The organism is Sphingomonas degradans, assembly GCF_053502645.1.
In genome coordinates, this window is sequence record NZ_CP177172.1 from 1,869,280 (window position 1) to 1,895,088 (window position 25,809).

The 25,809-nt window shown below is 68.8% G+C and carries 15 protein-coding genes; all 15 read left to right on the forward strand.

Features of this window, described 5'->3' with window-relative positions:
• The first annotated feature begins 4 nt into the window (after positions 1-4).
• The 15 genes from ACG3SL_RS08305 to ACG3SL_RS08375 all read left to right on the forward strand — a co-directional run bounded on the left by ACG3SL_RS08305 (position 5) and on the right by ACG3SL_RS08375 (position 25,540).
• Positions 5-5,554 carry a hypothetical protein gene (locus ACG3SL_RS08305; protein WP_448664658.1) on the forward strand — a complete coding sequence of 1,850 codons (5,550 nt, stop codon included), beginning with the start codon at positions 5-7 and terminating at the stop codon, positions 5,552-5,554.
• 13 nt (positions 5,555-5,567) lie between these two features.
• Positions 5,568-7,034 carry a sensor histidine kinase gene (locus tag ACG3SL_RS08310; protein WP_448664659.1) on the forward strand — a complete coding sequence of 489 codons (1,467 nt, stop codon included), beginning with the start codon at positions 5,568-5,570 and terminating at the stop codon, positions 7,032-7,034.
• A gap of 68 nt (positions 7,035-7,102) precedes the next feature.
• On the forward strand, positions 7,103-7,981 hold the full coding sequence (locus tag ACG3SL_RS08315) for an aspartyl protease family protein (protein WP_448664660.1): 879 nt from the start codon (positions 7,103-7,105) through the stop codon (positions 7,979-7,981).
• 287 nt (positions 7,982-8,268) lie between these two features.
• The gene (locus ACG3SL_RS08320; protein WP_448664661.1) at positions 8,269-8,991 is read left to right on the forward strand and encodes a hypothetical protein; all 723 of its coding nucleotides are present in this window, start codon (positions 8,269-8,271) and stop codon (positions 8,989-8,991) included.
• 256 nt (positions 8,992-9,247) lie between these two features.
• Positions 9,248-9,679 (forward strand): hypothetical protein, encoded by a 432-nt coding sequence (locus tag ACG3SL_RS08325; protein WP_448664662.1) that lies wholly within the window; start codon positions 9,248-9,250, stop codon positions 9,677-9,679.
• 77 nt (positions 9,680-9,756) lie between these two features.
• Entirely contained in the window at positions 9,757-11,394 is a 1,638-nt protein-coding gene (locus ACG3SL_RS08330; protein WP_448664663.1) for an ABC1 kinase family protein, read from the forward strand.
• 1 nt (position 11,395) lies between these two features.
• The gene (locus ACG3SL_RS08335; RefSeq protein WP_448664664.1) at positions 11,396-12,994 is read left to right on the forward strand and encodes an ABC1 kinase family protein; all 1,599 of its coding nucleotides are present in this window, start codon (positions 11,396-11,398) and stop codon (positions 12,992-12,994) included.
• 41 nt (positions 12,995-13,035) lie between these two features.
• Positions 13,036-15,999: an aminotransferase class III-fold pyridoxal phosphate-dependent enzyme gene (locus tag ACG3SL_RS08340; protein ID WP_448664665.1), complete on the forward strand. Its 2,964-nt coding sequence runs from the start codon at positions 13,036-13,038 to the stop codon at positions 15,997-15,999.
• Between the two features lie 18 nt (positions 16,000-16,017).
• Complete coding sequence (locus ACG3SL_RS08345; RefSeq protein ID WP_448664666.1) at positions 16,018-18,612, forward strand: PEP/pyruvate-binding domain-containing protein; 2,595 nt, start codon at positions 16,018-16,020, stop codon at positions 18,610-18,612.
• A complete protein-coding gene (locus tag ACG3SL_RS08350; RefSeq protein ID WP_448664667.1) occupies positions 18,609-19,781 on the forward strand; it encodes a hypothetical protein in 1,173 nt (390 codons plus the stop codon). The genes ACG3SL_RS08345 and ACG3SL_RS08350 overlap by 4 nt, the downstream gene beginning before the upstream one ends.
• A gap of 17 nt (positions 19,782-19,798) precedes the next feature.
• A complete protein-coding gene (locus ACG3SL_RS08355; RefSeq protein WP_448664668.1) occupies positions 19,799-20,770 on the forward strand; it encodes a UbiA family prenyltransferase in 972 nt (323 codons plus the stop codon).
• Positions 20,771-23,470 (forward strand): PEP/pyruvate-binding domain-containing protein, encoded by a 2,700-nt coding sequence (locus tag ACG3SL_RS08360; protein ID WP_448664669.1) that lies wholly within the window; start codon positions 20,771-20,773, stop codon positions 23,468-23,470.
• Entirely contained in the window at positions 23,467-24,327 is an 861-nt protein-coding gene (gene asd / locus ACG3SL_RS08365) for an archaetidylserine decarboxylase (RefSeq protein WP_448664670.1), read from the forward strand. The genes ACG3SL_RS08360 and asd overlap by 4 nt, the downstream gene beginning before the upstream one ends.
• Positions 24,315-24,899: a CDP-archaeol synthase gene (locus ACG3SL_RS08370; RefSeq protein WP_448664671.1), complete on the forward strand. Its 585-nt coding sequence runs from the start codon at positions 24,315-24,317 to the stop codon at positions 24,897-24,899. Before asd ends, ACG3SL_RS08370 begins: the two co-directional genes overlap by 13 nt.
• The gene (locus ACG3SL_RS08375; protein WP_448664672.1) at positions 24,896-25,540 is read left to right on the forward strand and encodes a CDP-alcohol phosphatidyltransferase family protein; all 645 of its coding nucleotides are present in this window, start codon (positions 24,896-24,898) and stop codon (positions 25,538-25,540) included. The genes ACG3SL_RS08370 and ACG3SL_RS08375 overlap by 4 nt, the downstream gene beginning before the upstream one ends.
• Positions 25,541-25,809 lie beyond the last annotated feature (269 nt).

Sequence of the window (25,809 nt, forward strand, 5' to 3'; positions counted from 1 at the left end):
CGCGATGTCGCATACCCATCTGCCGCTTTCCTGGACCGTCTCCCTGGCGCTCGCGCTGGCCGCCACGGCCGGAACGCCGGCTGCCGCGCAGGAAGCCGGAACGGTCGCCCAGCTCGTCCACGCCGCCCGCTTCGATCCTGCGGCCGCCGCGCGCCTCTATCGCGATGCCGTGCTGCGCGATCGCGTCGAGGCGCTGGACACCGAACTCGCATCGATCGGCGCCGGCAACGGCCCGCCCGCCGTCCGCGTCAGCGCCTTGCGCGCACGCGCGGCCATCGCCTGGCAACGCGGGGACGTGGAGACCGCCCTTGCCGCGGCAAATGCGGCGACTGCGCTTTCGCCGGACGCCGACAGCTTTCGCCTCCAGGCCGAACTGCTCGATGCCAGCGGTAACCTGGCGGGCGCGCGCACGGCCTATGGCAAGGCGGCAGCCGCGACCACGGAACCGGCCGAGCGGCGGCGCCTTGGCCTGCGGATCGCGTTGCTTGCGGAGCGTCAGCCCGAAACGGGCCTGGTCCAGCTCGCGCGCGAGGGGGGCAACGCGGAAGCGAACCGGATCGCCTCCACGCTCGCGCTGATGGGAAGCCCGCGCGACGCGCTGGCCCTCTACCACCCGGCCGAGACCGGCCCGGAAAGCCAGGTCGACGCGCTGCGGCTGGCCGAATGGGCGATCGAAGCCGGCGACATGGCATCGGCCGGCCGCCATGCGTGGCGAGCCTATCAGCGTGCCACCGCCCTGCCCGATCGCCGCTACGCACTGGCGATGCTGGTGGAGAGCTATCGTGCCGCCAGGAATCTGGCGGGCGCCCTCGCCTTTCTCGACGCGCAGCCGGACGATGGCGAGATCGCCCAGACCCGCATCGACCTGCTGCTGGAGCTCGGCCGGTTCGATGCGGCGATCGAACGCGTCGCCCGCGCCGCCGATCCGGCGCTGCGCCAGCGCCTGCTCGGCATCCTCGACCTCGCCGGTCGTGCCGGCGATGCCGACGGCGAATATCGCCGGTTGATCGCCGCCGATCCGCACCGCCTCGAAGGCTATACCGCCTTGGCGGTGCTGCAGCTCGGCAACGGCCGGCGCGATGCCGCCGAGGCGGTGTACCGCGATCTGTTCGCCGCCAATCCCGGTCGCGCCGATCTGCTGATCCCCGCCGCGCGGCAGATGATCGCGATGGGCCTGGGCGATCGGGCGATGGCGCTGATGGCGGAGGCGGCCAAGGCGCCGGAACTGGCGGTACCCTATCGCTTCTTCCTGGTCGAGATCGACCGGGCGCAGGGCCGCGATGCCGCCGCGCGGCAACGGCTATCCGAGCTGCTGACGCTGCTGCCGGCGACCTCGCAGGAGCGGATCGCGGTTGCCGACGCCTATGAAGCGATGGGCGACAAGCAACAGGCGCTCGCCGTGCTGCGCGCGCTCGAGGCCAAGCTGCCCGCGCTCGATTACGACCAACGCGTGCACATCGCCGCGCTTGCCGGCGAGGCTGGGCAGGGCGAGGAAGCGTTCACCCGCTGGCGGCAGCTCTGGACCGAGGCCAAGCTGCCGGCGCGCAAGACCTATCTGGCCAAGCAGATCGTGCGCACGGCCCAGGCGCTGGGCACGCTGGACAAGGTTGCCGCCACGCTCGAAGGCCAGCTCGCCGGCCGCCGCGACGGCGACGATGCGCTTGCCCTGCTCGTCGAGTTGCGCATCGCTCAGAAGGATCGCACCGGCGCCGTCGCCGATGTGGAACGGCAGGCCGCTGCCAGTGGCGAACCGGAAGCGGTGAAGCTCGGGCGGCTGGTGAGCATCTATTCGCGCCTCGGCGACCATGACCGGACCAACGCGACCTTGCGGCGGCTGGTGACGGCCGATCCCAGGAACGCCGATCTGTATCTGCGCCAGCTGACCCTGAACGCCGTCCATTTCGCGCCGGACGGCGAGGCCCCCGAAGCCCAGCAGGCGCGGATCGAGGCCTTGCTGGGCGAGCTTCGCAAGGCCACCGCCCTGCCCGCCGCCGATGCAGCCGCCTTCTCGGCCGCGGTCTATGCCTCGGCAGGGCTGACCGACGCGGCCATCGCCGCCTATCGCCGAACTGCCGCGCTGGTGCCGGACAAGATCGATGCGATCGTCCAGCTTTCCGATCTGCTGCACAAGCGCGGACGCCAGGCGGAGGCGGCAACGTTGCTGCAGTTCGCCGCCGACCATGCCCGCGACCAGGGCAGCTTCATCGCGGCGATCGATGCGCTGGTGGCGTCGCTGGCCCCGGACCCGAGCGGCGCGCCGCCCTCCCCCGGTCTTGCGCGGTTGATCGCCGCCCGGCTGCGCTGGGCGGAACGCCGGGTGCTGGAGCGGATCGCCAGCAGCGGCCAGGATGCCAGGCTCACCGCCCTCTTGGCCGATGTCGCGCAGGCCGAAGCCGATTTTCCGCTGCAGGTTCGCGCGTTCAGCAATGCGCTGGCGGATGCGGGCGATCAGCGCGCCGCGGTGCTGCGCATGCTGGTGACGCTTAGCGCCGGCAATGGCGATACGGGCGGCGGCGGCTCCGGCCCGGTGGTCGGCGATCTTGCCGCCAAGCTCACCTATGGCCGGCGCCTGCTGGCATTGAAGCGCGACTATCCGCCGGATCTCTATACCGATCTCGCCCGCTCGCTGCTGGCGGTGAACGATCCGGCCGGGGCGGAACGCGCCTTCGGGATGATGCGCGACATGGCCGGCCTGATCGATGTCGATCGCATCAAGGGCGAAACCTACGCCGCCCAGGGCTTCACCGAACAGGCGCTGCTCAACTATCAGCGCGCGCTGCTGCGCGATCGCGACGATCCCGATCTGGTCGTGAAGACCTCGATCCTCCACGAACAGCGGGGCGACGATGCGGTGGCGTTCGGCTGGTACTGGCGGTCGCTCGAGGCGCTGGCACAGCGCCAGCCGCTCCGCGGGAACAGCGAGGAGGCGCTGTTCGACGCCCGGCAATATGCGGGAACGCTGCTCGAAGGCCTGATCCTCACCTGGCCGCAGGACGCGGCCTCTGCCGCTCCGGTTCTTGCCCGCTTCGATGCGCTGCTTGCCGCATCGGCGGAGGGCATCCCGCCCGATGCAAAGGCCGCTCTCTCGGCCTATCCGCGGCTCGCCCTGCTTACGGAAATCGGCCGCCGGATCAGCGATCGGGCCGGCGATCCCGCGCTGGCGGATCGCATCGACGCGCGCCTTTCGCCCCTGCTAGCCGCCGATCCCCAGGCCCGTCGCGGCGCCATGGCGTTTCGCGACGTGGAGGGATGGGCGACCGTGCCGGCATCGCCCCAGCATTGGGCCGATCAGGCCCTGGCCCGACAGGCCGAGGACATGGACAATCGCGAGCTGGCGCAGGCGATCGCCCTCGACCGCGGCGATGCCGATGCGATCCGCGCCGAAATGAACCGCGCCATGGCCGCCGAAACCAACCGGTTCGCGGCGGACCAGCGCGGCGAACCCACCGTGCAGATGCCCTCGCCGCTCTATGCCCTTCTGCTGAAGGCGATAGACAGTCTGCCGCCGGAGCAGTTCCGCACGTTGATCCTCACGCCGCTGCGCGGCGCGCCCTATCGCGATGCGCTGCTTTTCGACATCTATCGCAGCGGGTCCGGCTGGTATGCCCGCATGGAGAAGGCGGCCGGCCAGCCGCTGCTGGACGATGCGCGGCTGCTGGCGCTGCTGGTCGAGCGAGGATCGGGGCCGCTTCCCTATTCACGCACGAGCTTTGCGGTGCGCCGCGACGAATCGGCCAGGCCGGCCGCGCTCGTCGCCCGCTTCTCCACCGACCAGAAGCTGGCGCTGTACGAGCAGCTTGTCGAGCGGATGCGGGCAACGAACTCCGAGACCGCCTATCAGGAAGCGCTGGTCGCCCAGTTGTTCACCGCCGCGCTCGATCCGGACCAGCGCGCCCGGTTCGCGCGCGCAGTGCAGGTGGATACCGGTTTCGATCGTGGCCTGAAGGACAAGGCGGCGCCGTTCCTCGTCCAGAAGCTGCTGGTGCTCGACGTGCTGCCGGCCAACCGCCCGTTGCTGCTGCAGGTCGCGGACGAGGTCGCCAGCCGCTACGCGGTGGCCCGCCATCTGCCGAGCTTTCTCCGCGCCTATTTCGGCGGGGACAAGGCCAGCGGCTATCGCGAACTGGAGGCGCTCTACGCCGATACCAGCGCGGGCGCGCCCGGCCTCAACTATGCCGCGCCGATCATCCGTGCTCAATTTGCCGAAGAGCGACGCCGGACGATCGCGGCATTTCTGGAACGGCCAAGCACGAGCGCGGCAGAGGCCGATGCCTTTTACCAGCGCTATATCGTCTCCGCACAGACGAGCGGCAATGCCGCCGAGCGCGCCGCCTTTCCGGGCTATTATGCGAAGCTTGCCGCGGTGCAGCCGGACAACGCCGCCTATGTCAGCGGTGCGCTCGATACCGCCTGGGCGCGCGCGGACCATGCCGGGTTCGTGGCAATGCTGGCGCGCTATGTCGCCGCGCACGGCGAGGATCGCGAAGCCGCCTCGGTCCTGCAAATGGCCTATCGCCTCACCGGCGCGGCGGAGCGCGCGGATGCGCTGGCGCGGGCGAGCGGCGTGGATGTTCGCAGCGAGGACTGGCTGATCGACCTGCTCAACCGGGCCACCGCATCCGCGGGGGGATCGGTCGAGCCATCGTTCGGCCGGCTCTTCAGCAACCTCTATCCCAGCTATGCCGCGGCCTTCCCGAACGATCCCGCAGTCCGGGAAGCCGAGCGCCGCCGCGCCATTGCCGAACGCGAGCAGACGGCACCGATCGGTGCATCCCCGCTCCGCGCCGTCGAGGCCGTCGCCGGCCAGGGCGCCATGGCCGTGCGTGCGACGCTGAGGGCACGCTGGCGCGCCACCGCGCCCCGCGACAATGACGAGGGCAGCACGCTGGCCGAACGCAGCCAGTTCCTCCAGGCGCTGGCCGCGGCGAACGCGGCGGACGCACAGCCCTCTCCCTTGCGGACCCTGCTCGTGTCGGCGCCGGTCACCGCCGAGTTCGAGCGCTGGCTGACCGGGCTCGCTCCGTTGCCGCGCGCCTATCAGGAGACGCTGGGCGATCTGGTCGTGGCGGGCCTGGTCGCGCAGGGCGCCGCCCAGGCCCACATCGCATCCGCCCTCCCCGCGCTTTCGGCAGGCAGCATCCGGCCCGATGCGCTGGATCTGCTCGCGCGCCTGCTCCTGCGCACCGGTACCGCCCTCAGCCACGAGCAATCGGCGGCGCTGCGCACCCGGCTCGCCACGATGCCGCTGCTCTCCGCGCCCGCGCGCATCCGCTATGCGACCGTGCTGGCATCGGCCGGGGACTCCGCCGCGGCGGCCGAGCTGCTGCAGGCAGCAGCGTTGCAGAGCATCTATCCGGCAGAAAGCGAAGCGGTATATGGTGGCGACAGCAGCGAAAGCTTCACCATGATCCTCGACAGCCTGAAGCACTGGCCAGACCCCGCCGCGGCACGCCAGGCCGAAGCGGGGTTGCGCGCGCTCGTGCGGCGCGAGCTCGGCGCGGCTGCCGACGATACCCCCTTCGGCGCCACCGCGGCTGCACCGGGCGGACGATGATCGGGCCACGCCCATGAAGCTGGCATGGCCCCACCGGTCCATGTTCGGGCAGGTGACGATCCTCACCCTACTGCTGCTGGGAATCGGCGTGTATCTGCTGGCGATCCGCCCGATCCTGGCGGTTCTTCCTCCTGCCGCCACCGACCCGCTGGACGTCAGCGCGCAACAGGTGCGGGACACGATCAACGAAGAGGCCCATCTGATCGGCGGCCATCCGGATCGCGCCATTTCCCGCGAGTTCCGCGCCGTGATGGATGCCGCCGTCCGCCGCAATCCAGGCTTTCGCTATTACCTCCGGGTCGGCAACCGCGTGGTCGGCAACCTTTCGGAACCCACCTATTTCCATACGACCGGCATCGCCCGCATCGAGGCGGCACGGACGGGCGTGGAGACGCCGGGCTTCTGCATGCAGATGTTCCGCGATCTTTCGACCGCCGGCAACAAGGGGAGCATGGAATATCTCTATTGCGATCAGCCGCGCTATTACGAATTCTATGGGCTGAGCCACCCCATCCCCACCGACACCGATCGCACCAATCTGGCTTTCCGACGGATCTTCTGGGCCTATAGCGACACCTTCTTATACACCGTCGCCGCGTTCTTCGTGCTGCTGTCGGTGGTTCTTGCTTGCAATATCCGCACCATCCGGCGCGTGGCACGGATCGCCCAGGGCTTCGACGCGGAACGGCTCGACCTGCAACTGCCGGAACGGGGCGTGCCCGCCGAGGTGCTGCCGCTGGTGCGCGCCACGAACCAGCTGATCGGCCGGCTCGGCAGCGCGCAGGCGCGGCAGAAATTCTTCCTCTCCGCCGCCGCGCACGAACTGCGCACGCCGCTCACCGTCCTGCGGACCCGGCTGGAACTGCTCGACGAGGCTCCGATCAAAGAGAAACTGATCGGCGATGTCCGGCGGGTGACCAACCTGGTCAACCAGCTGCTCACGCTGATGAAGATCGACACGCTGGTCGAAGTGACCGGCAGCGCCGATCTGGTCGCCAGCACGCGCAAGGTGATCGTGGACCTGACGCCGCTCGCCGCCGCGCGCGGCATCGCGCTCAGCTTCGCGCCGCAGGTCGATCGCTATCCCCTGTCCGGCGCCGCGGACCTGCTGGAAGTGGCGATCGCCAATCTGGTGGACAACGCGATTTCCTTCACGGCCGATGGCGGCGAAGTGTTCCTCGCGCTCGATGAAAACGGCCTGCTTTCGGTGCGGGACTTCGGCCCGGGCATCGCACCGGAGAAAGCGATGGCGCTGTTCGAGCCGTTCGTGCGCCAGCCATCGAAGCGCAAGGGCCACGGCCTGGGCCTCGCCATCGTGAAAGCGATCGCGACGCTGCACGGCGGCACCGCCTCCGCCCGCAATGCGGATGGACAGGGCGCGATCTTCGAACTCCATTTCCCGCCCGGCACAGGCCCGCACCCAGGCGAAGACGATCGGCCGTCCTCGGTTCGCATCCCCTCGTTCCAGGCCAATCGCTGATCCCTGCCAGCTTCGGACAAGCGTGGCGGAGTACGCATCGGGCACTGAACCGATTGGATGCCCTTGCCATGCTGTTGCCTGCGCTGTTGTTTTCGCTTTCGTCCGCCCTTGTCGCACAGCAACTGCCGAGCGAGGCGCTGCGCTATGACGATCGCGGGCGCCCGATGGTCGCGATCCAGGTCAACGGACAGGGGCCGTTCGACATGGTGCTGGATACCGGCGCGCAATCGAGCCTGATGGCGCCGGCGCTCGCCGACAGGCTGGGCCTCAGGCCGATGGCGAGCGACCTGCAGATCAACGGCGCCACGGGTGCCGACGCCGCCAGCATCTATCCGATCGATCGCTTCTCCAACGGGCTGATCGATGAAAGCCAGATCGGGCTGCTCCGCTTTCCCAACCCGCAATCGACCTCGGCGCTGGGCATCATCGGGATGGAGACGTTCACCGGTCGCAGGCTGGTGTTCGATCGGGTCGCCCACCGCGTCACGGCGGCGGCCTCGGGCACAGCGGCACCGGGCTTTGTCAGCCTGTCCGGGACGCTGGGGCAGGACGGGCTGTTGCTGGTCCCGATCCTGATCAACGGCGTGAAGATGCGCGCGCTGGTCGATACCGGGGCGGCGGTGACGGTCGCCAACACTGCCGCCCTGCACGCGCTGGGTTGGGCGGACGACGACGCGCGGCTGCGCCAAAGCGGGCAGATCCGGGGGGCGACCGCCACCGGCCAGGGCGTCCGCACCGCGAAGATGGAAACGCTCACCATCGGTCCGGCCACGCTGCGACAGGTGCCGATCTACTTCACCGGCGCGCAGGATGGAGACGCCTCGCCGGCCATCATCCTCGGCGCGGACATCCTCAACCTGTTCGAAGCCTTCGCGCTCGACTTCCCGCGCGCCGAGCTGCTCATCAAGATTCCGGGCAAGGACGCCCCTGCCGCAGTATCGCGCTGATTGAACTGCCCGGTGGGACGTTCGGCCCCCTTGCGAACCGAAGTCAGATTGGTGGGAGGCATCATGCAAGCTTCCGAGATTGCGACGTCATCAAACCCACTTTTAGACAGGGTGGAGCAAGATCCGACGATCGTCGCGAACATCGCAGGAAGCTTCACCTAGGGTCGCTCACGCCCATCCCGTGAACTTGCACCAAATGGGCTGCAATCCAACTCGTAATGCCCAGGGCACGAGCGCTAGATTTTGCGGTCTAAGCGTGCGGAGGGCAAGCGGGGATGGAAGATCCTATGTTGGCGATCAGCCTGATCGCGATGCTGGCGGTGGTGCAGTCGGTGTTCGGGATGGGGCTGTTGGTGTTCGGGACGCCGACCCTGCTGCTGCTCGGGCTGACATTCGGCGCGACCCTGGGGTGGCTGCTGCCGGCCTCCGCCACCATTTCGCTGCTGCAGGTTCTGGAGGCACCGGGCCAGGTGCGCCCGGCGTGGCGCGCGCTGAAGCCCTTGTGGTGCATCGGTGTCTTGGTGCCGGTATTGGCACTGTCGCTCTACCTGCAATTGCGCTTCCGTCTTGAGCTGCCCATCGGCCTCGCCATGTGCGCCGCCGCGCTATTGCGCCTGAGTCCTGCGCTGCGCGACCGGGTGCAGGGCTCCATCGGGCGATCGGAGCGCGGCTATCTGGTTGCCATGGGCGCCCTGCACGGCTTTACCAACATGGGCGGCAGCCTGCTGTCCCTCTACGCCGCCACCGTCGCGTCGGGGAAAGAGGCGGTGCGCGGCATCGTGGCCAACTATTATCTGGCGTTCGGCATCGTCCAGCTCGGCGTGCTGGCGGCCTTTCAGCCGAAGATGCTATCCTGGCACAGCCTGTTGGCCGCCGGCGTGGCTTTCTGTGTCCACCGGCTCGTGGGGCGGCGCGTCTTCGACGTGCTGGGCAATCGCGGCTACGACCACGCCTTTACGTCCTTCATCGGTCTCTATGGCCTGGCCCTGCTGGCGAAGGCCTCGCTCTGATCGTCATCCATTCCGAATGGTGATCAACCAATTCCGTCATAATAGTTTCAACCGAATTGACAGTAACCATCAAGTTTGATTCGACGATTTTGCGTCGATAATACACTATGTTTATCCAAAATGGAGATAGCTATCACCCCTTAGTCGTCAATGTCATCCGGTAATCAAATTTTATCGCTTCACATATGTTTATTCTACGATACCCTGAAACAATATCGTAACATTAGTTCCCGTTTTAATGCAGGAGCGTGGCGCCATGGCGACGACAAAAGCCCAGACGACCGATGAACTACAGGCAGAGGTCAATCGTTTGCGCAGCGAGTTGAATGCCAAGTCTAGCGCAGAATCAGAACCCCCGTCTCAGACGGCGGAGGACGTGCGGGACGAGATCAACGCCATCGCCAGCGACACCAACAACGCGGCCCTCGATGAACTGTACAGGATCGTGCAGGGGGTCAACGCCGCCACCGCCGAACTGCTGCAGTCCGGCGCCGACATCCTGGTCAAGCTGAACGACGAGGCAACCGCCAACGGCCGCACCAACCAGGACGATCTGGGAAAGACCGTGAACCGCCTGCTACCCGACCTCTACAAGGGCTATCTGCGGGCGCTGGGCCGCGCGACGGAAGTGCCCGGTCGCATGGCCGAACGGTTCACCAAAGCCCATCGGAACGCTGCCCGGTCCTGATCTCCCGGCCCCCGGTCAGGGCGCGGCACCAGGCTAGCACGTCTTCCTTCCGTCCCTGCCCCGCCAGGATGGCGGCGGTGCAGCGGCGACCGGAGCGTCTGTTTGCGTACTCGATTTTTCATATGGGATCGACGCACATCATGCAGACCATGGCTGAACCGCGCGCCGGCCCCAGCTTGCCGCACACCCTGGGCAGGGCCGCGCGCCTGGCCTGGGTGCTGCTACGCCGGCTGGTGCCCGTGCTGCTGCGGCCGACCAGCGCCCGGTTCTATCGCGCCATCCGCCAGGCGATCGAGGATCTCGGCCTGACGTATCTGAAGTTCGGCCAGTTCATGGCCATGCGTTTCGACATCCTGCCGCCAGCCCTGTGCCAGGAACTGGCGCGCCTGTTCGAGGCGGTGGAACCCGTCCCCTTCGCCGACATTCACGCGGCGATCGCCGCGGAGTTGGGGCGCGCGCCGGAACAGCTCTTCGATCGGCTGGATCCGGTGCCCATCGCGGCGGCTTCGGTAGCGCAGGTGCACGTCGCCTGGACGCGGGCCGGCCAGAAGGTGGCCGTCAAGGTGCAGCGCCCGGGCATCGGGCCGGTCTTCGAAGCCGACATGCGCCTGCTGGCGGCCTATGGCGGAATGCTGGACCGTCTGGGACTGTCGCCCGTGTTCTCCGTGCGCGAGACCGTGGAGGAGTTCGCGCAGTGGACGCGGGGCGAGCTCGACTTCACGCAGGAAGGGCATGTCGCGGAACGCTTGCGCCGCGAGGCCGGCCCCTGGGAACGTTTCCCCCGCGTTCATTGGGACCTGACCAGCCGACGCGTCCTGACCAGCGAATTCATCGAAGGCCCCACCCTGGGCAAGGTACTGGCGCGGATGGAGCAGTTGGGTGACGGTCCGGAGGCGGAGGCCGAACTTCGCCGCACCTTCCCGACCCTGAACCTCTCCCTTTTCAGCCATAACCTGGTGCAGTCCGTACTGCACCAGCTGTTTTCCCGAGGCTTTTTCCACGGCGACCCGCATCCGGGCAATGTCATCGTCGGCCTGAACAACCAGGTCACCTTTGTCGATTTCGGCATCTTCGGTGCGTTGCATCCCCGTCAGCGCCGGGTCCTGGCCCGCCAGATCCAGCGCATCAGCATCGGCGACGTCGATGGCTGCTACGACTGCGTGCGCGAACAATATGTGGCCGCCACCGACAGGACAGATTGGCGCGCCTTCGAGCGCGAGACCAAGGACCGGCTGAGCGCCTGGTATCGCGCCTCCATGGACCCCAGCTCCTCGCTCAAGGCCCGCCACCTGGGCAACCACAGCGGCGAGATCCTCGACGCCGCCCGACGCCACGGCCTGCGCGGCGGCAGCAGCACCCTGCTATACTGGCGCGCGCTGTACATGCTGGACGCCAGCGCGCTGAAGCTTGGCGCCCATGTCGACTTGTTCGCGGAGATGGCGCTGTTCTTTCGGTCGCAGGTGAAGCACCCGGCGCGTCTGCCGGCCCTTTATGGCGCACCGGACGCCGTGATCGACCCGGCACGCGCCGCCGCCCGCCGCCGCGCCGCCGCCCGGCTGGCCAGCGGTGGCATGGTCCGGGACCTGCGAATCCGCCAGCTATGGTCTGATCGGAGCCGGCATCAGCGCGACAGGGCCGCGTACCACCTGGTGCTGGTGCTGCTCCTGCTGGGCGGTACGTTCTGGCTACTGAAGCCGCTGCCGGGGGCCGCCTGATATGATGGACCTGGCCGAGGCACGCCCCCTGAACAGGATCGAACGCGGCCTGATCGGCACGCCGGAGGTGTTCCGTGCCCGCCTGGAGCGGCTGGGCCCGATCTTCATGAAGCTCGGACAGTTCCTTGCCCTGCGCCCGGACCTGATCCCGGCGGAATACGGCGCTGCGCTGCTGGGCTTGCTTGACGACGCACATCCCATGCCGTGGGAGGAGGCGCGGGCAGTGTTGGCGGAGGGTCTGGGCCGGGATCCAGACCTGCTGTTCGCGCATGTCCGCCCCCAGCCCGTGGGCAGCGGATCAATCGCCCAGGCGCACCGGGCCCGGCTGCACGACGGGCGCGAGGTGGTGGTGAAAATCCGTCGGCGCGGCATTGCCGAGCGGGTGGAGCACGACCTGCGCCGCGCGGCGCGGCTTGCGGCCGTGCTGGAACGCGCCGGCGCTCCCCTGATCGCTTCGCCGCGCGAGGCGGTCGAGGAAATGGCCCTCTGGCTGCGCCAGGAACTCGATTTCAAGCGCGAGCTCGACAACCTCACCCGGATGCACGCCAACCATGCCGACGACGCCGGCATCCACATCCCCCAACCCTATCCGGAGCTGAGCGGCGAGGGCGTGCTGACCTGCGAGTTCCTGGACGGTATCGCCCTCAGCCGCATCATACGTGCCGAGCAAAGCGGCGACCCGCAGCGCACCGCCTGCCTGCAGGCGCTGGGCTATGCGCGCGAGCGCCTGGCCTATCGGTTGCTCGACACCTGCCTGACCCAGATCTTCGTTCATCGCTTCTTTGCCGTCGACCTGCACCCCGGCAATCTGATGCTGCTTCCCGACGGTCGCCTGGGCATGATCGACTTCGGGCTGTGCCGCGATCTTGAAGCCAGCATGCGCCAGCGCCTGCTGCGCTATTTCGGCGCCATCGTCCGCGACGACTCCGATGCGCTGTATCAGGCGGCGGGCGCCCTGCTGGAGAGCACCGACGCCTCACGCCCCGAAGTCTTCAAGCGCGAGTTCTACGCCGCCACCAGCGTGTGGACCGCCAAGCGCCGCGCGCCCGGCGAGGACGCTTCCGGCGGCGGCGGCGAGACCCACATCTGGCTGATGCAGATCGTTCGCGCCGCCCGCAGCGCGCACATGCGCGTTTCCACGGACTCGCTGGCGCTGTACCGCGCGCTGCTGACCGCCGAGACCGTGACCGGGATGCTGGGTGCGCGGACCGACCTGCGTCAGGTGGGTGCCGATTTCTTCCCTGCCCTGCAGATGCGCGAGCTGCTGGCGCCGCTCAGCCCGCAGGAATTGCAGGGCATCGCCGGCAGCCTCGTCGAGTTGCTGAAACGCGCGCCCGAACGGCTGGAGCATCTGCTGAGCGAGCTGTTCGCCGGGCGCTATGTCTTCAACGTCGAAACCCGCGTCTCCGCCCGCGACCAGCACCTCAACGACCGCCACGTGCGCATGCTCTGCGTTGCTATCGTCACTGTCGGTCTGAGCGTGCTGCTGAGCGCCGGCACGCTGCCGGTCTGGGGTGGCGTGCCGGTGGCCTGGCCGATCGGGATCGCCCTGGTCGGCTGTTACCTATGGCTGCTCAAGCAATGGCGGGACGGCCGATGACGACCAACGCCTTTCCGCGACAGATGCGAGGTGGACGCCCCATGGATACCCTCGACGACGATCCCATCGGGGCCCTTTCGCCCGCGCTTTCCGCGGACACCGCCGCCTTGTCGGATTTCAGCCGGCGGCATGCCGGGATCGCGGACCTTCACGACCACGATGCCGCCGCCTTGCAGGGCTATGCCGAGTACGCCCGCCCCCGAACGGCCGAGCTGCTGCGGATCCTGAGCCTGGATAAGCCCTATATCCGGGCCCATGACGACTATCTCTGCTACCGCGACGAAGCGGGCGACGAGGTCGAGGTGCTGGATCTCGCCGGCGGCTACGGCTCGCTGATCCTCGGGCACAACCATCCGGAGCTGCGCCGCCTGGCGATTTCCCAGCTGCGACAGGAAATGCCGACCCACGCGCAGATGTCCATCCGGGGCGAAGCCGGGCTGCTGTGCCGCGACCTCGATGCCGAACTGCACGCCGCCACCGGCCGCCACTTCGTGATCACCCTGGGCAATTCCGGCGCGGAGGCGGTGGAGGCCGCCGCCAAGCACGCCCGCATGGCCCAGCTGGCGCGGCTGGACGCGTTTGCCGAACGGGTGGAACGCCGGCTGGCCCGCATCCGCGCGGCCGAGGCGAGCGCCAAACGGCTGGGCGGTGCCCTGGCACTGGTCCTGGACGGCCACACCCACACCAGTTTCGACGCCTTCGCCGCCGCCGTGCGGGCAAGCAACGCACAGGCGCTGGCCGCCGCCGCCCCCCGTTTCCTGGCGGCCCAGGGCGCCTTCCACGGCAAGACCATGGGGGCCCTGGCACTGACCCACAAACCGCTGTTCCGCGACCCCTTCCTGCGCGGCGACACCGAGACCAATTTCTTCGACTGGCAGCGCCTGCGTGCCGATCCCGCGGCGGCGCACACCCTTATCGCCGCCGGCGCGTACACCCTGGTCCTGCCCGGCACCGTCGTCGATGGCCAGGTCACTTGCCATCATGAAATCTTCAACGCCTATGCCGCGTTGTTCCTCGAACCCATACAGGGCGAGGCCGGCGTCATCCCTGCCCCGGCCGACGCCGCAGTGGCGCTGGTGGCGGAGGCCCGCGCCGCCGGCGTGCCGGTGGTGGTGGATGAAATCCAGACCGGCTTCTACCGCACAGGCGCGCTGCTGGCGTCCAGCCGCATGGGCCTGGTCGGCGACTATTATCTGCTGGGCAAATCGCTGGGCGGAGGCCTGGCCAAGATCGCCGCCTGTGCCGTCACGCGCGAACAATATCTGCCGCGCTTCGGCCTGCTGCACACCTCCACCAACGTGGAGGACGACCCGTCCTGTGGCATCGCGCGGAAGGCGCTGGTGATCGCGCGCCAGCTGGGTGAAGCCGTGCAGGCGCGGGGCAGCCACTTGAAGGCCGGACTCGAAGCCCTGCGCACGCGCTATCCGCAGGTGATCCACGACGTGCGGGGCGAGGGCCTGATGCTGGGCATCGCCTTCACCGACATGAAGCTGCGCCAGAGCTACGGCCTGCAGCTGCTGGCCCGCAGCGGATATCTGGGGTACGTGCTGGCCGGCCATCTCCTGCACGCGCACGGCATTCGCGTTGCCCCGGCACTGGGCGCCTCTACCGTCATCCGCATCCAGCCCTCCGCCTATATCAAGGGCGCGGAGATCGAGCGCGTCCTTGCGGCCTTCGACCAGCTGTGCCGCATCGTGGACAACGAGGATATCTACAAGCTCATCGAATTCGCCCTGCCCGAGGGCACACGCGGGCTGCGCCCCCTGGGCGACTTCCGCCAGGGGGAGATCGCGCTGGAGCCGCCGACCGAGGGCATGCGCCGCGTCGGTTTCCTGACCCATTACATCGACGCCGCCCACCTGCGCGTGGCCGACCCGTCGCTGGCCCTGCTGGATACCAGCACCCTCGAAGATCTGCTGGAGCGCATGCTGCCAGTGACCGAGCCCATCGTGCTGGGCCGACGCACGATCACCGCGTCGCACGGGGGCCAGACCAGCGTGGTGTTCGCTGGTATTCCCGTGACCTCCAGCATGATCCGCCGCGCCCTGCTGAACCAGGACGAAAGCCATCTGCAGGCCCTGTGCCATCGCGGTGTCGCCACCCTGCGCACGGAATTCGGCTGCGCCGTGGTCGGGCTGGGCCAGTACACGTCGATCCTGACCAAGAACGGCCAGACTGTGCCCGACGACGCCACCATCATCACCACCGGCAATAGCTTCACCGTTCACGTCGGGGTGCAGGCGGTACTGGCCATGGCGCGCGAGCGCGGCTGGGACACCCGCGACCTGACCATCGGGATCATCGGTGCCGGCGGCAACATCTGCAGCGCCTATGCCCAATGCTTCACGCGTCATGCCGGCCGGCTGTTGCTGTACGGCGGCGACCATGCGCGCGGCGTGCGCAAGGCGGAGCGCGCTGCCGATTCGGTGCTGCGCCACACGCTGAGCGAACTGGCAAACGGGGGGGCGCCCCGCAGCGGCTTCGAACGCGCGGTCGCGACGGCGGCAGGGGGCGCCGGTGGCGGCACCCAGGCCCGCCCCTGGCCGCGCTTTCACCAGCATTGGCTGGACCATGGGCCGCCGCCGGCATTGCAGGTGGTGGACGCGCTGGACGCGCTCGGCAACTGCGACGTCCTGGTGGTGGCAACCAACGCGGCGGAGCCTTTTCTGGGGCCGGAGCACTGTAAGCCGGGCGCCATCGTCTGCGACATCTCCGTCCCGATGAACTGCCGCGACGATCTGTTCGACAACGACCGCGGCATCACAGTGCTGCTGGGGGGCGAGGTCGCCCTGCCCAACGCCGAGGTGATGCCGATCAAGGGCATGCGCCTGGCCGACGGCATGGCATATGCCTGCCTGTCCGAAACCATCCTACTGGGCTTGGAGGAGGGGCACGCCAGTTGTTCCTACGGGAACATCCAGCCCTACGACGTCGATACCATGGGGGCGCTGGGCGAAAAGCACGGCTTCCGCCTGGGCCACCGCAAGCAGACCCGCATCTTCTGAAAGGCCATCGGACGCGCCATGCACACGCCGCTCGCCCTGCCCCTCGACGAAATCGGTCCCGCGCAAACGGCGGCGGTGGGTGGAAAGACGCGCCATCTGGCGGAACTCGCCCGCGCCGGTTTCGCGGTGCCGGCGGCGTACGCCCTGCCCACCTGGACCTTTCAGGCGTCGGTGCAGGCCGCTGGCGGCGACCTGGCCGGTAGGCTGGCGGACTTCGTCGCCGGTCGCGACGACGACGGCGGCGAGTCCTTGCGGGCGGCCATTCTGGCCATGCCGCTGCCCGACACCCTCGTGGCCGCCCTGGATCGCGTGCACGACGCCCTGATCGCGCGCGGGTTCGAGGCGCTGGCGGCGCGGTCCTCCGCCACGTTGGAGGATCTGGACGGCAGTTCCTTCGCCGGGCTGTACGAGACGGTGCTGAACGTCCGGGGGGTGGACGACCTGCGCCGCGCGGTGCGGACCTGCTGGGCCTCCGCATTTGCCCCCCGGGTGCGCGACTATTGCCTGCGCCGCGGCCTGTCGGTGGCCGACCTGAAACCGGCATGCCTGATCCAGGGCATGGTGCCGGCGGAATCCGCGGGCGTGGTGTTCACAGTCGATCCTGTGCGCGGCCACGATACCGAGATGCTGATCGAGGCCGTGCCCGGCCTGGGCGACACGCTAGTCCAGGGGGAAAGCGACCCCATCGCCTGGCGCTATGACTGGATGGCAGACCGGCTGCGCCGCGAAGGAGCCGCTGGCGACGCGCCCCTGACGGACGACCAGGTCCGCGCGCTGGGCGTCCTGGCACTGGCCGTCCAGAAGCATTACGGTCGCCCCCAGGACATCGAATGGGCCTGGTATCGGGGCACGTTCCATGTCCTGCAGAGCCGCGCGATCGCCGCCATCCACCATGACGTGGTCGACCAATGGACCAACGCCGACCTAAAGGATGGCGGCGTCGCGGCGCACATCCCCTGCGCGCTGATCTGGTCGCTGTACAAGCGCGTGCTTGAGACCAGCATGCCTGCCTATCTCGACAGCGTCGGCCTGCTCAACCGGTCCAGGCTTCGCCCCTGGACATTGCTCCGCTGCGGCTTTCCCTATTGGAACCTGAGCGCGGTCAAGGACGGCTTGCGGCGCATCCCCGGCTTCGTCGAACGCGCGTTCGATGCCGATCTGGGCATCGCCCCCACCTACCCGGGCGACGGCATCCGCACGTCCGTCACCCCCCGCACGCTGTTGGCGGGCCTGCGCACGCTGTTTGCCATCCGTCGTTCGGTCCGGCGCCGGCTGAAGACGGCCGACGCGACCCTTGCCGAGCTGGACACCCTGCTGGCCCGCCTGGAAACGGTCGATCCCGACGCCCTTGATGACAGCGCGCTTGCCCTCCACGTCGAGGCGGTTCTGGCCCGCCACCACTATGCGTGCGAGGGACGCTACTTCGCCACGATATACGACAGCGCCAACATGGCGACGCTGTTTCGCGAGACGCTGGGCAAGCGCAACCGCCGCCGGCAGGCGCGCGGGCGGGCGGAGCACGACTATCTGGTCCTCGCCGGGGGCCTGAACGACGTGCCCCACCTGGCGCCGGTCCGCGACCTGTGGCGGATCAGCCGGCGTCTGCGCGCCCGCGCCGACGATGCAGCGGCCTTGCAGCGACTGAGCGCCGAGGAACTATGCCGCCGCCATCTGGCCGGCGAGGCCTATCCCGGCGCGGACGAACTGCGCCCCTTCGTGCATACCCACCGCCACCGCAGCCTGCGCGAACTGGACCTGTTGGTGCCGTGCTGGGACGAAGATCCGCTGCCGGCATTCCAGAACCTGCTGCTGCTGCTGACCCGCGACGATGACGAGGCGCCGGAACTGCAGGAAGAGCGCAGCCTGGCCCGCTACCGCGAGGCCCTGGCCGGCGTGACCGAAACCGATCTACGCCGCGAACTGGCCATCCACCGCGCCATGCTGGCCTTGCGCGAGCAGATGCGGGATCGGTCGACGCGCATCTACCGCCTGGTCCGCATCACCGCGCTGGCCTTGGGCCGGCGCCTGCATGCTGCCGGCCGGACCGACGGGCCGGACGCAGTCCTGCACCTCGCCTACCCAGAGGTCATCGCCCTTGCCCGGGCCAGCGCGGTGCGTGCGGAGGACATTGTTGCCAGCCTGCTGACGCAGCTTGGCCGCAACCGCGACTATCACCAAAGTTTCCGCAGCTATCCCCGCCCCAACGAGATCATGCCCCACGCCGCCCTCGCCCCGGCCGGCGCGGCGGACCCGCATGGCCTGCGCGGCATCGTCTGTTCCCCGGGCGTGGTTGAGGCCCCCTTGCGCGTGCTGGACAGCATCGAGCAGGCGGGCCAGGTCCGCGATGGCGAGATATTGGTAACGGCCTATACCGACCCGGCCTGGACGCCGTTGTTCGCCCGCATCGCCGGACTTGTCACGGAGACCGGCGGAGTGCTGTCGCACGGGGCCGTGGTAGCGCGCGAATATGGCATTCCCGCCGTGCTGGCAGTCAAGGGCGCCCGGCAGCACCTGCGCACCGGCATGCGCGTGCGCCTGGACGGCGGCACCGGCGTGATCACCCCCCTTGCCCCCGCCCCGGTGGAGGTCGAGGTGGCAGAGGCGGTGGCATGACCCCGGTGCTCCAACGCGTCGACCTGGGCGACATCGCGGCGCGTACGGCCTTCGCCGCCTTCGGCAGCGCCATGAACGCGCGCAACCCCCGCCACCTGCCGCGCCCGATCGCGCAGGAGATGGCGCTGCTGGACCCGGCCAGCAACCCGTGGCTGGCGGATCGGGCCGTGGCAGCCTGGCTGGTGCGCGATGGCGCCGACGGGCCGGTGGTGGGGCGCATGGCCGCCATGGGCCCCGCCGAAGAGACACAGGGCGCGGCATGCCTGGGGCTGTACGAGGCCGAGGACGATCCGGGCGTCGCCCACCTGCTGATCGACGCGGGCATGGGGTGGCTGGCCGGGCGCGGCGCGTCCAGGGTGCTTGCCCCGGTCGATTTCTCCATCTTCCACAGCTATCGCTGCCAGACCGGGGGCTTCGATGCACCGCCCTTCCTCGGTGAACCGCGCAACCCGGCTTATTATGGCAGCCATTTCGACGCGCTGGGGTTCATCCCGCTACATCGCTGGGAAAGCCATGACATTGACCGGGCCTACGCTGGCGCCGCCCTGACCGCTTCCGCCAGCGACTATGCCGACGCCAAGGCCGTGGGATACCGTTTCGAGGATTACAACAGCTGCACCACCGAAGAGGCGCTGCACCACGTCTGGACACTGATCAACGCCAGCTATGGCCGGATGCCGGGTTTCGTGGCCCTGCCCTGGGAGCGTTTCCGCGACCATTATGCACGCCTGCCAATCGCGGTGGACCGGGTCGCCAGCTGCTTCGTCCTGAATCCCAGCGGCGCCCGCGTCGGCTTCAGCATTGTGCTGAAGGATCTGAGCGCGGCGTTGCGCGCCATGCGAGGCCATACAAGCGGCCTGGGCGTCTGGCTGGACCGCCTGCGTTTCCTGCGCCACGCGCGCGGCGGGCCGATGGCCACGGCCTACCAGATCGGCATTCCCTATCGCGAGCTGAAACAGGCGGCAGTGCTGGGCCGCCGCCGCCTCGGCCGGCCTCTTTCCCTGGGCCATGCGGTCTATCACCACGGCGCGCTGCGCATCCTCGACCAGGCCCGCTACCGCCGCATCGTCGTGGCCCTGATCCGCGACGGTTCGCCCAACATCGCGTTCACCCGCCCCTTGGCCGGCACACAGCGCGAATACACCCTCTACGAACGCACGCTGACCTGATCGGACCGGAGACCTCGATGTCCAGCACCGCCCCCATCGCCTTGCCGACGGTTTCCCTGCCCCACCGTCTCTGGATCTATTTGCGAGAGATGTTCCCGCTCGAAAAGCACCTGCCGCTGCTGCTGGTGTCGTTCCTGGGCGTGTATGGCTGCGTGCAGGCACAGGCCGGGGCGGCGGCCTTGGTCTTCGGCCCAGCGGCTGCCGTGGGGTTCCTCTCCTATTTCGGCATGAGCCTGACCATGCGGGTCTATGACGAGTTCAAGGACAGGGACCTGGACCGCGTCCTGTTCCCCCATCGCCCCTTCCCCCGAGGCGCGGTCCGCGCCGGCGATCTGGTCACGTTGTGCGTCGGCACCGTGGTGCTGGGCCTGGTGCTCAACCTGCGCGAGGGCTGGCTGCTGTGGCCCTATCTGGCCATGCACGCCTTTGCCTGGCTGACGTTCAAGTGGTTCTTCCTGGAACGGCTTCACCGCAACAGCCTGCTGCTGTCCTTCGTCACCCACCAGCCGCTGGGCCTGTTCGTCAACGCCTATGTCATCGCGGTCGCCTGGCATGCCCTGAACGGCGGGCCACCCCCGGCGCTGGACAGCCAATGGTTGCTGCCGCTGTTCGCCTTCTTCTTCCCGGTCGGCGCCTGGGAAACCTCGCGCAAGATCCGCGCGCCGGAACAGGAAACGGCCTATGTGACCTATTCCAGCCTGCTTGGCCCGCGCCGCGCCGCGCTGCTGCCCCTTGTCTTCATGGCGCTGACGGCCGGGCTCCTGATGCGCCTGGTGGTGATCCTGGACTTCGCCTCCTGGACGTTCTGGGCCATCGGGCTGGCGGCGCTGGGCCATGTCGCCATCTGCGTCCGCTTCATTCTTCGACCCGTCGCCGCCAACAACCGCATCCGCGCTGCCACCGAGGCCGTCGCGGGATCGATATTCGCTCTGTTCCTGCTGCAGCTGTTCACCCAACGCGCCGTCATTCTGTTCGGCTGGAGCCTGTAGATGGCCTGGCGTCTAGAGGACTGCGAAGCGCTGCGCGCCAAGGTCGCGCAATGCGGTGGCAAGGGCGCGTCGCTGCTGAGACTGGTCGACTGGGGCATGCCGGTGCCGCCCTTCCTGATACTGCCGGCGGACGCGGTGGCTGCCTGGCTGCACCCCTTGCGCAGCCGTATCGACGCCCGCCTGGCGGCGACCGATCCGGACGACCCGGCACAGTGCCAGAGTGCCGCGATCGAAATCAGCGGCTGGATCCTGGCCCACCCGGTGGATGCAGCGATGGCGGCGGACACACTGGCCCACTGTCGGGCACTGTTCGGCCCCGGCTACCGCTGCGCGGTGCGCAGTTCCGCCCTTGCCGAGGACGGCGACAAGGACAGCTTCGCCGGGCAGCTGGACACCTATCTGCACGTCGGCGAGGCTGACCTGTTGGAGCGCATGCGCGCCTGCGTCGCCTCGCTGTTCGGCGCCCGCACGCTCCACTACCGCCACCACCGGGGGCTGACGGCGGGCGCCGAGGGAATCGCCATAGTGGTACAGCAGATGGTGCCGGCGGCCCGCGCCGGAGTGGTGTTCAGCAGGGCCGCCGGCGGCAACCTCAACGAAATCGTGGTGGCCGCCGCCTATGGCCTGGGCGAGGGCGTGGTCGCCGACCGGGCCGATAGCGACCATTATTTCATCGCCCGCGACAGCCATCACATCCACCGCGCCGTGGCGCTGAAGGACACCCGGCTGGAGCCCGATCCAGACCGTGCCTGGGGCCTGCGCGCCTGCGCGGTCAAGGCGGACCAGCGGGCCACCGCGGTGCTGAACGATGACGACTTGCGCCAACTGGCCGATCTGGCCCTGGATCTGGAGCGCCGCCAGGGCTGTCCGCAGGATGTGGAGTTCGCGTTCGACGGAGCCGGCGCGCTGTTCCTGCTGCAGGCCCGCCCCATCACCAGCCTGGACATGGCGGCGGCGCGCGACTGGGTCATCCTGGACAACGCCAACATCATCGAATCCTACCCCGGCGTGACCCTGCCGCTGGGCTTCGACTTCGCGCGCCTGGCGTACCGGCACGTCTTCGCCGGCGCGGCGCGGGCCTTCGGCATCCCCGCCGGCTGGATCGCGGCCAACGCGCCCGTATTCGAGCACCTGCTGGCGCAACTCAATGGCCGCGTCTACTATCGCCTCGACAATGCCCGGCGCGTCACGTCGAAGGTTTTGACCAGCGCCGCCAGCCAGCGCGCGTGGCAGGACTTTCTCGGTCTGGCGAGCCTGCCCTGGCCCATCACGCGGCCGGGAATGGGGGCACGGGTGCGCGCGGCCGGGCGGCTGACCCGCCTGGCCCTGGGGTACCGGCGCGACAACCGCCGCCTGGCAGCCGCCTTCCAACGCGAACTGCACGGCCTGCGCGCCTTTGTCGACGGCGTCGACGGGCAGGAGACGGCAACCATCTGGCGCTTTTTCGAAACCCGGGCGGCCGCCCTGTTCGCAGCCTGGGCGCCCACCATCGTCAACGACTATTTCACCATGAAGCTCCACGAACTGCTGCGCCGCCAGCTGGACCGCCTGCCCGGCTGCGGCGCCAGCCTTAGCAACGACCTGCTGTGCGGCATCGAGGGCCTGCCGTCCGAGGCGCCGTTCCTGGCCCTGCTGGCCATGACGCGGCGCATCAAGGCGGACACAGTCTTGCGGGACCTGTTCGCGCGGCCGGCAGCGGAGGTCGCCGCCCGCCTTGCCGACGGGGACGCCACGGTGCCGGACGATTTCCGCCAGGCCTGGACCGCGTATCTGCGGGAATTCGGCGACCGTACGCTGGAGGAGCTGAAGCTGGAGCGCCCCACCCTGCGCATGCGCCCGGATCTGCTGGCCAGCATGCTCCAGAACCAGCTGGCCAGCCCGCACGATGCCGACACGATGCGGGAGCGCCAGCGCGTAATCCGCAGCGCTGCGGAACAGCGTCTGGCCGGGGCGCTGCGCAATCGCCCCGTGCGCCGCTGGATCATCGGGCTGCTGCTGGCCCGCGCGCACCAGGCGGTGCGCGACCGCGAGGCCATGCGGATCAACCGCGCCCGCGCCTTCGGCGCCGTGAAGGAGATGTTCCACGCCCTGGGCCGGCGGATGCAGGCCCAGGAGTTGCTGGACCAGGCGGAGGATGTGTTCACGCTGCGGCTGGACGAACTGCGCGCCTTTGCCCACGGCGGCGACCACAGCGACCGCCGCGCCTTGGTGACACAGCGTCGGCGCGAGGCGGCCGCACAGCGCGCCTATTCCGACATGCCCGATCGCCTGATCTTCCCGCCGGGACAGGAACCCGATCTGCGCCATTACGCCGCGGCCGGCGGCGGCGGGGGGGCGGAGGACGGCGTCCTGCGCCTGGGCCTCGGCGTGTCGCGCGGGGTGGTGGAGGCAACGGCCCTGGTGCTGGACGCCCCTGAACTCAGCCAACGCGTCAGCGGCCAGATCCTGGTGACTCGCATGACGGATCCGGGCTGGATATTCCTTATCACCCAGGCCAGCGGCATCATCGCGGAAAAGGGATCGCTGCTGTCCCACACCGCCATCATCGGGCGCGAACTGGGCATCCCCACCGTCGTCGGCGTCAAGGGGGCGACCACCTGGCTGCGTGACGGCTCCCGTCTGCGCCTGGACGGCTGTGCGGGCACGGTGGAGCGGCTGGCCGAAGGGGCCGGGTTTCCGGCGCGCGAGGCCGCCGCATGATCAACGCCATCAACCATCTGGTCACCCGGCCGTGGTTCCAGCGCTTCGCCGACCAGCGCAGCGTGGCGCGCTGGTTCGGGCGTCTGGCGGACAGTCGCCAGCTGCCGCAATGGCTGTTGCGGCGGATCATCCGCGCCTATTGCCGCAGCTTCGCCATTCGGCCCGATGACTTCGTGTTCGACATCGACGGCCCGCTCACCACCTTCAACGCCTTTTTCACCCGGCCGCTGAAGCCGGGCGCGCGCCCGGTGGCCGCCGGAATCGTCGCGCCGGCGGACGGCTATCTCAGCGCGCTGGGCCGGCTGGACCAGGGACTGATGCTGCAGGTGAAGGGGCGGACCTATGCGCTGGACAGCCTGTTGGGCGAGGCCGTGGGCTGGCCGGACGGGCACTATGCGACGATCTACCTTTCGCCAGCGGACTATCATCGCTTCCATGCGCCATGCGACCTGCGCATCCGGTCCGCACGCCGCCTGCCCGGCGACCTGCTGGCCACAAACCGCGACGCCATCGCCGCAACGGACCGCGTCTATTGCCGGAACGAGCGCCTGGTGCTGCACGCCGACAGCGACCACGGTCCCCTGTACCTGATCGCCGTGGGTGCAACGGTGATCGGCCGGGCGCGCATCGAACTGGACGCCGCGCTGGGCGTCCTGCTGACCGACCACCGCGACGCCGCCGGGCCGGCGCACCATTTCGACCCGCCAGTGGCGGTAGCCAAGGGGGCGGAGCTCGGCTGCTTCGAAATGGGCTCCACCGTCATCGTCGTCTTCGCCACCCCCGGTCTGCGGGCAACCCGACAGGACGACGCGGAGGTCCCGCGCGTCCGGATGGGAGAAACCTTATGGCACCCCTGATCTCGCAGCCATCCTTGTGGCCCGCCCTCGCTTTGTGTGCGCTGCCCGCCGTGATCGCCGGCTGCCTGCACATGGTCGTGGTGCGGCTGGACCTGATGCCGTGGCTGGCCCGTCCGCTGGACGGTGGGCGCTGCTGGCGAAGCGCCCGCATCTTCGGCGACAACAAGACCTGGCGCGGCTTGGTCGCCATGATCCTGTTCAGCATCCTGGGATGCTATGCGCTTGCCGGCCTGGTGGCGCTGGCCCCCGGGCTGGCGCCCTACAATGTTCTCGACTTCAGCACCCACGGGGCGCCGTTCTACGGCCTGCTCTATGGGCTGGGCTACAGCCTGTTCGAATTGCCCAACAGCTTTCTCAAGCGCCAGCGCAACATCCGCCCGGGCCAGGCCGGGGCCCTGCCCCACGTCCTGCTGGACCAGGCCGATTCCGTCCTCGGCTGCCTGCTGCTGCTCTATCCCTTCAGCCGGATGGATTTTACTTTCGTGCTGACCGGGGTGGTGGCCTTCACTGCCTTGCACCTCGCGGTCAACTACCTGCTGTACCTCTGCAAGCTGCGGGCGATGCCAATATGAATCACCTGTCGCCGCCGCCGGCGCCCAGCCGCGTCATCGTCCACCTCAACTGGGTGGACGCCGTCACCCTGGGCGGCCTGTTGCTGGCGCTGGGCGCGCTGCTCGCCACTGGCCGGCACCACCTCGAGCTGGCCCTGGGCCTGCTGTTCCTGGCGGTGTTCTGCGACGCCTTCGACGGCGTGCTGGCCCGCCGCTACGGCCTGGCGCGGGACTTCGGACGCTATCTTGACAGCTTCGTCGACGTGTTCATCTATTTGATCACGCCCGCGGCCTGGTTCTACGCCACTGGTTTCGACACCCCATGGGCGCTGGCGATCCTCGCCGTCTTCATCTCCGCCGGCTTGATCCGCCTCTCTGTCTTCAACGGCATCGGCAATATCGAGATTTCTGCCGCCGGGAGCCCGGCGAAGCTGGCCTATCTGGGCATGCCGGTGTTCTGGGCAGCCTTCATCGCCGCCGGCTATTTCCCGCTGCGCCTGCTCGCGGGCAGCGACCTGGCCCAGCCGGTGCTGGGCGTGGTCCTGCTGGTTTACGCGGCCCTGATGCTGCACCGGGCCGACTATTGGAAGCCGCGCCACAAGGGCCTGATGCTGGGCGCCATAGGCACCATCAGCGCCACGTACTTCTGGCTTGCCGCCTGATGCCGATGGCGTGAACGCCGTTTTCCGGTGCGCCATTCCTCTCATGGGCGGCGACCACCTGACCGTTTGTCTGTCTCGCGAAGGTCGGCGCAAGCATGTGTCCACGCTGCGGTGACCGCACAGCGCCTTTTTTCGCGCCTGATGTCGTGCGGATTGCGGTTGGCATCCCCCGAACGGGGGATCGGGAACTAGCGGGTTGCGGTCTGTCGCGCGGCGCAGTGCGTGCGATGATGTGCGCGCCCCGAATGCATGGGAGGAAGGAAAATCAT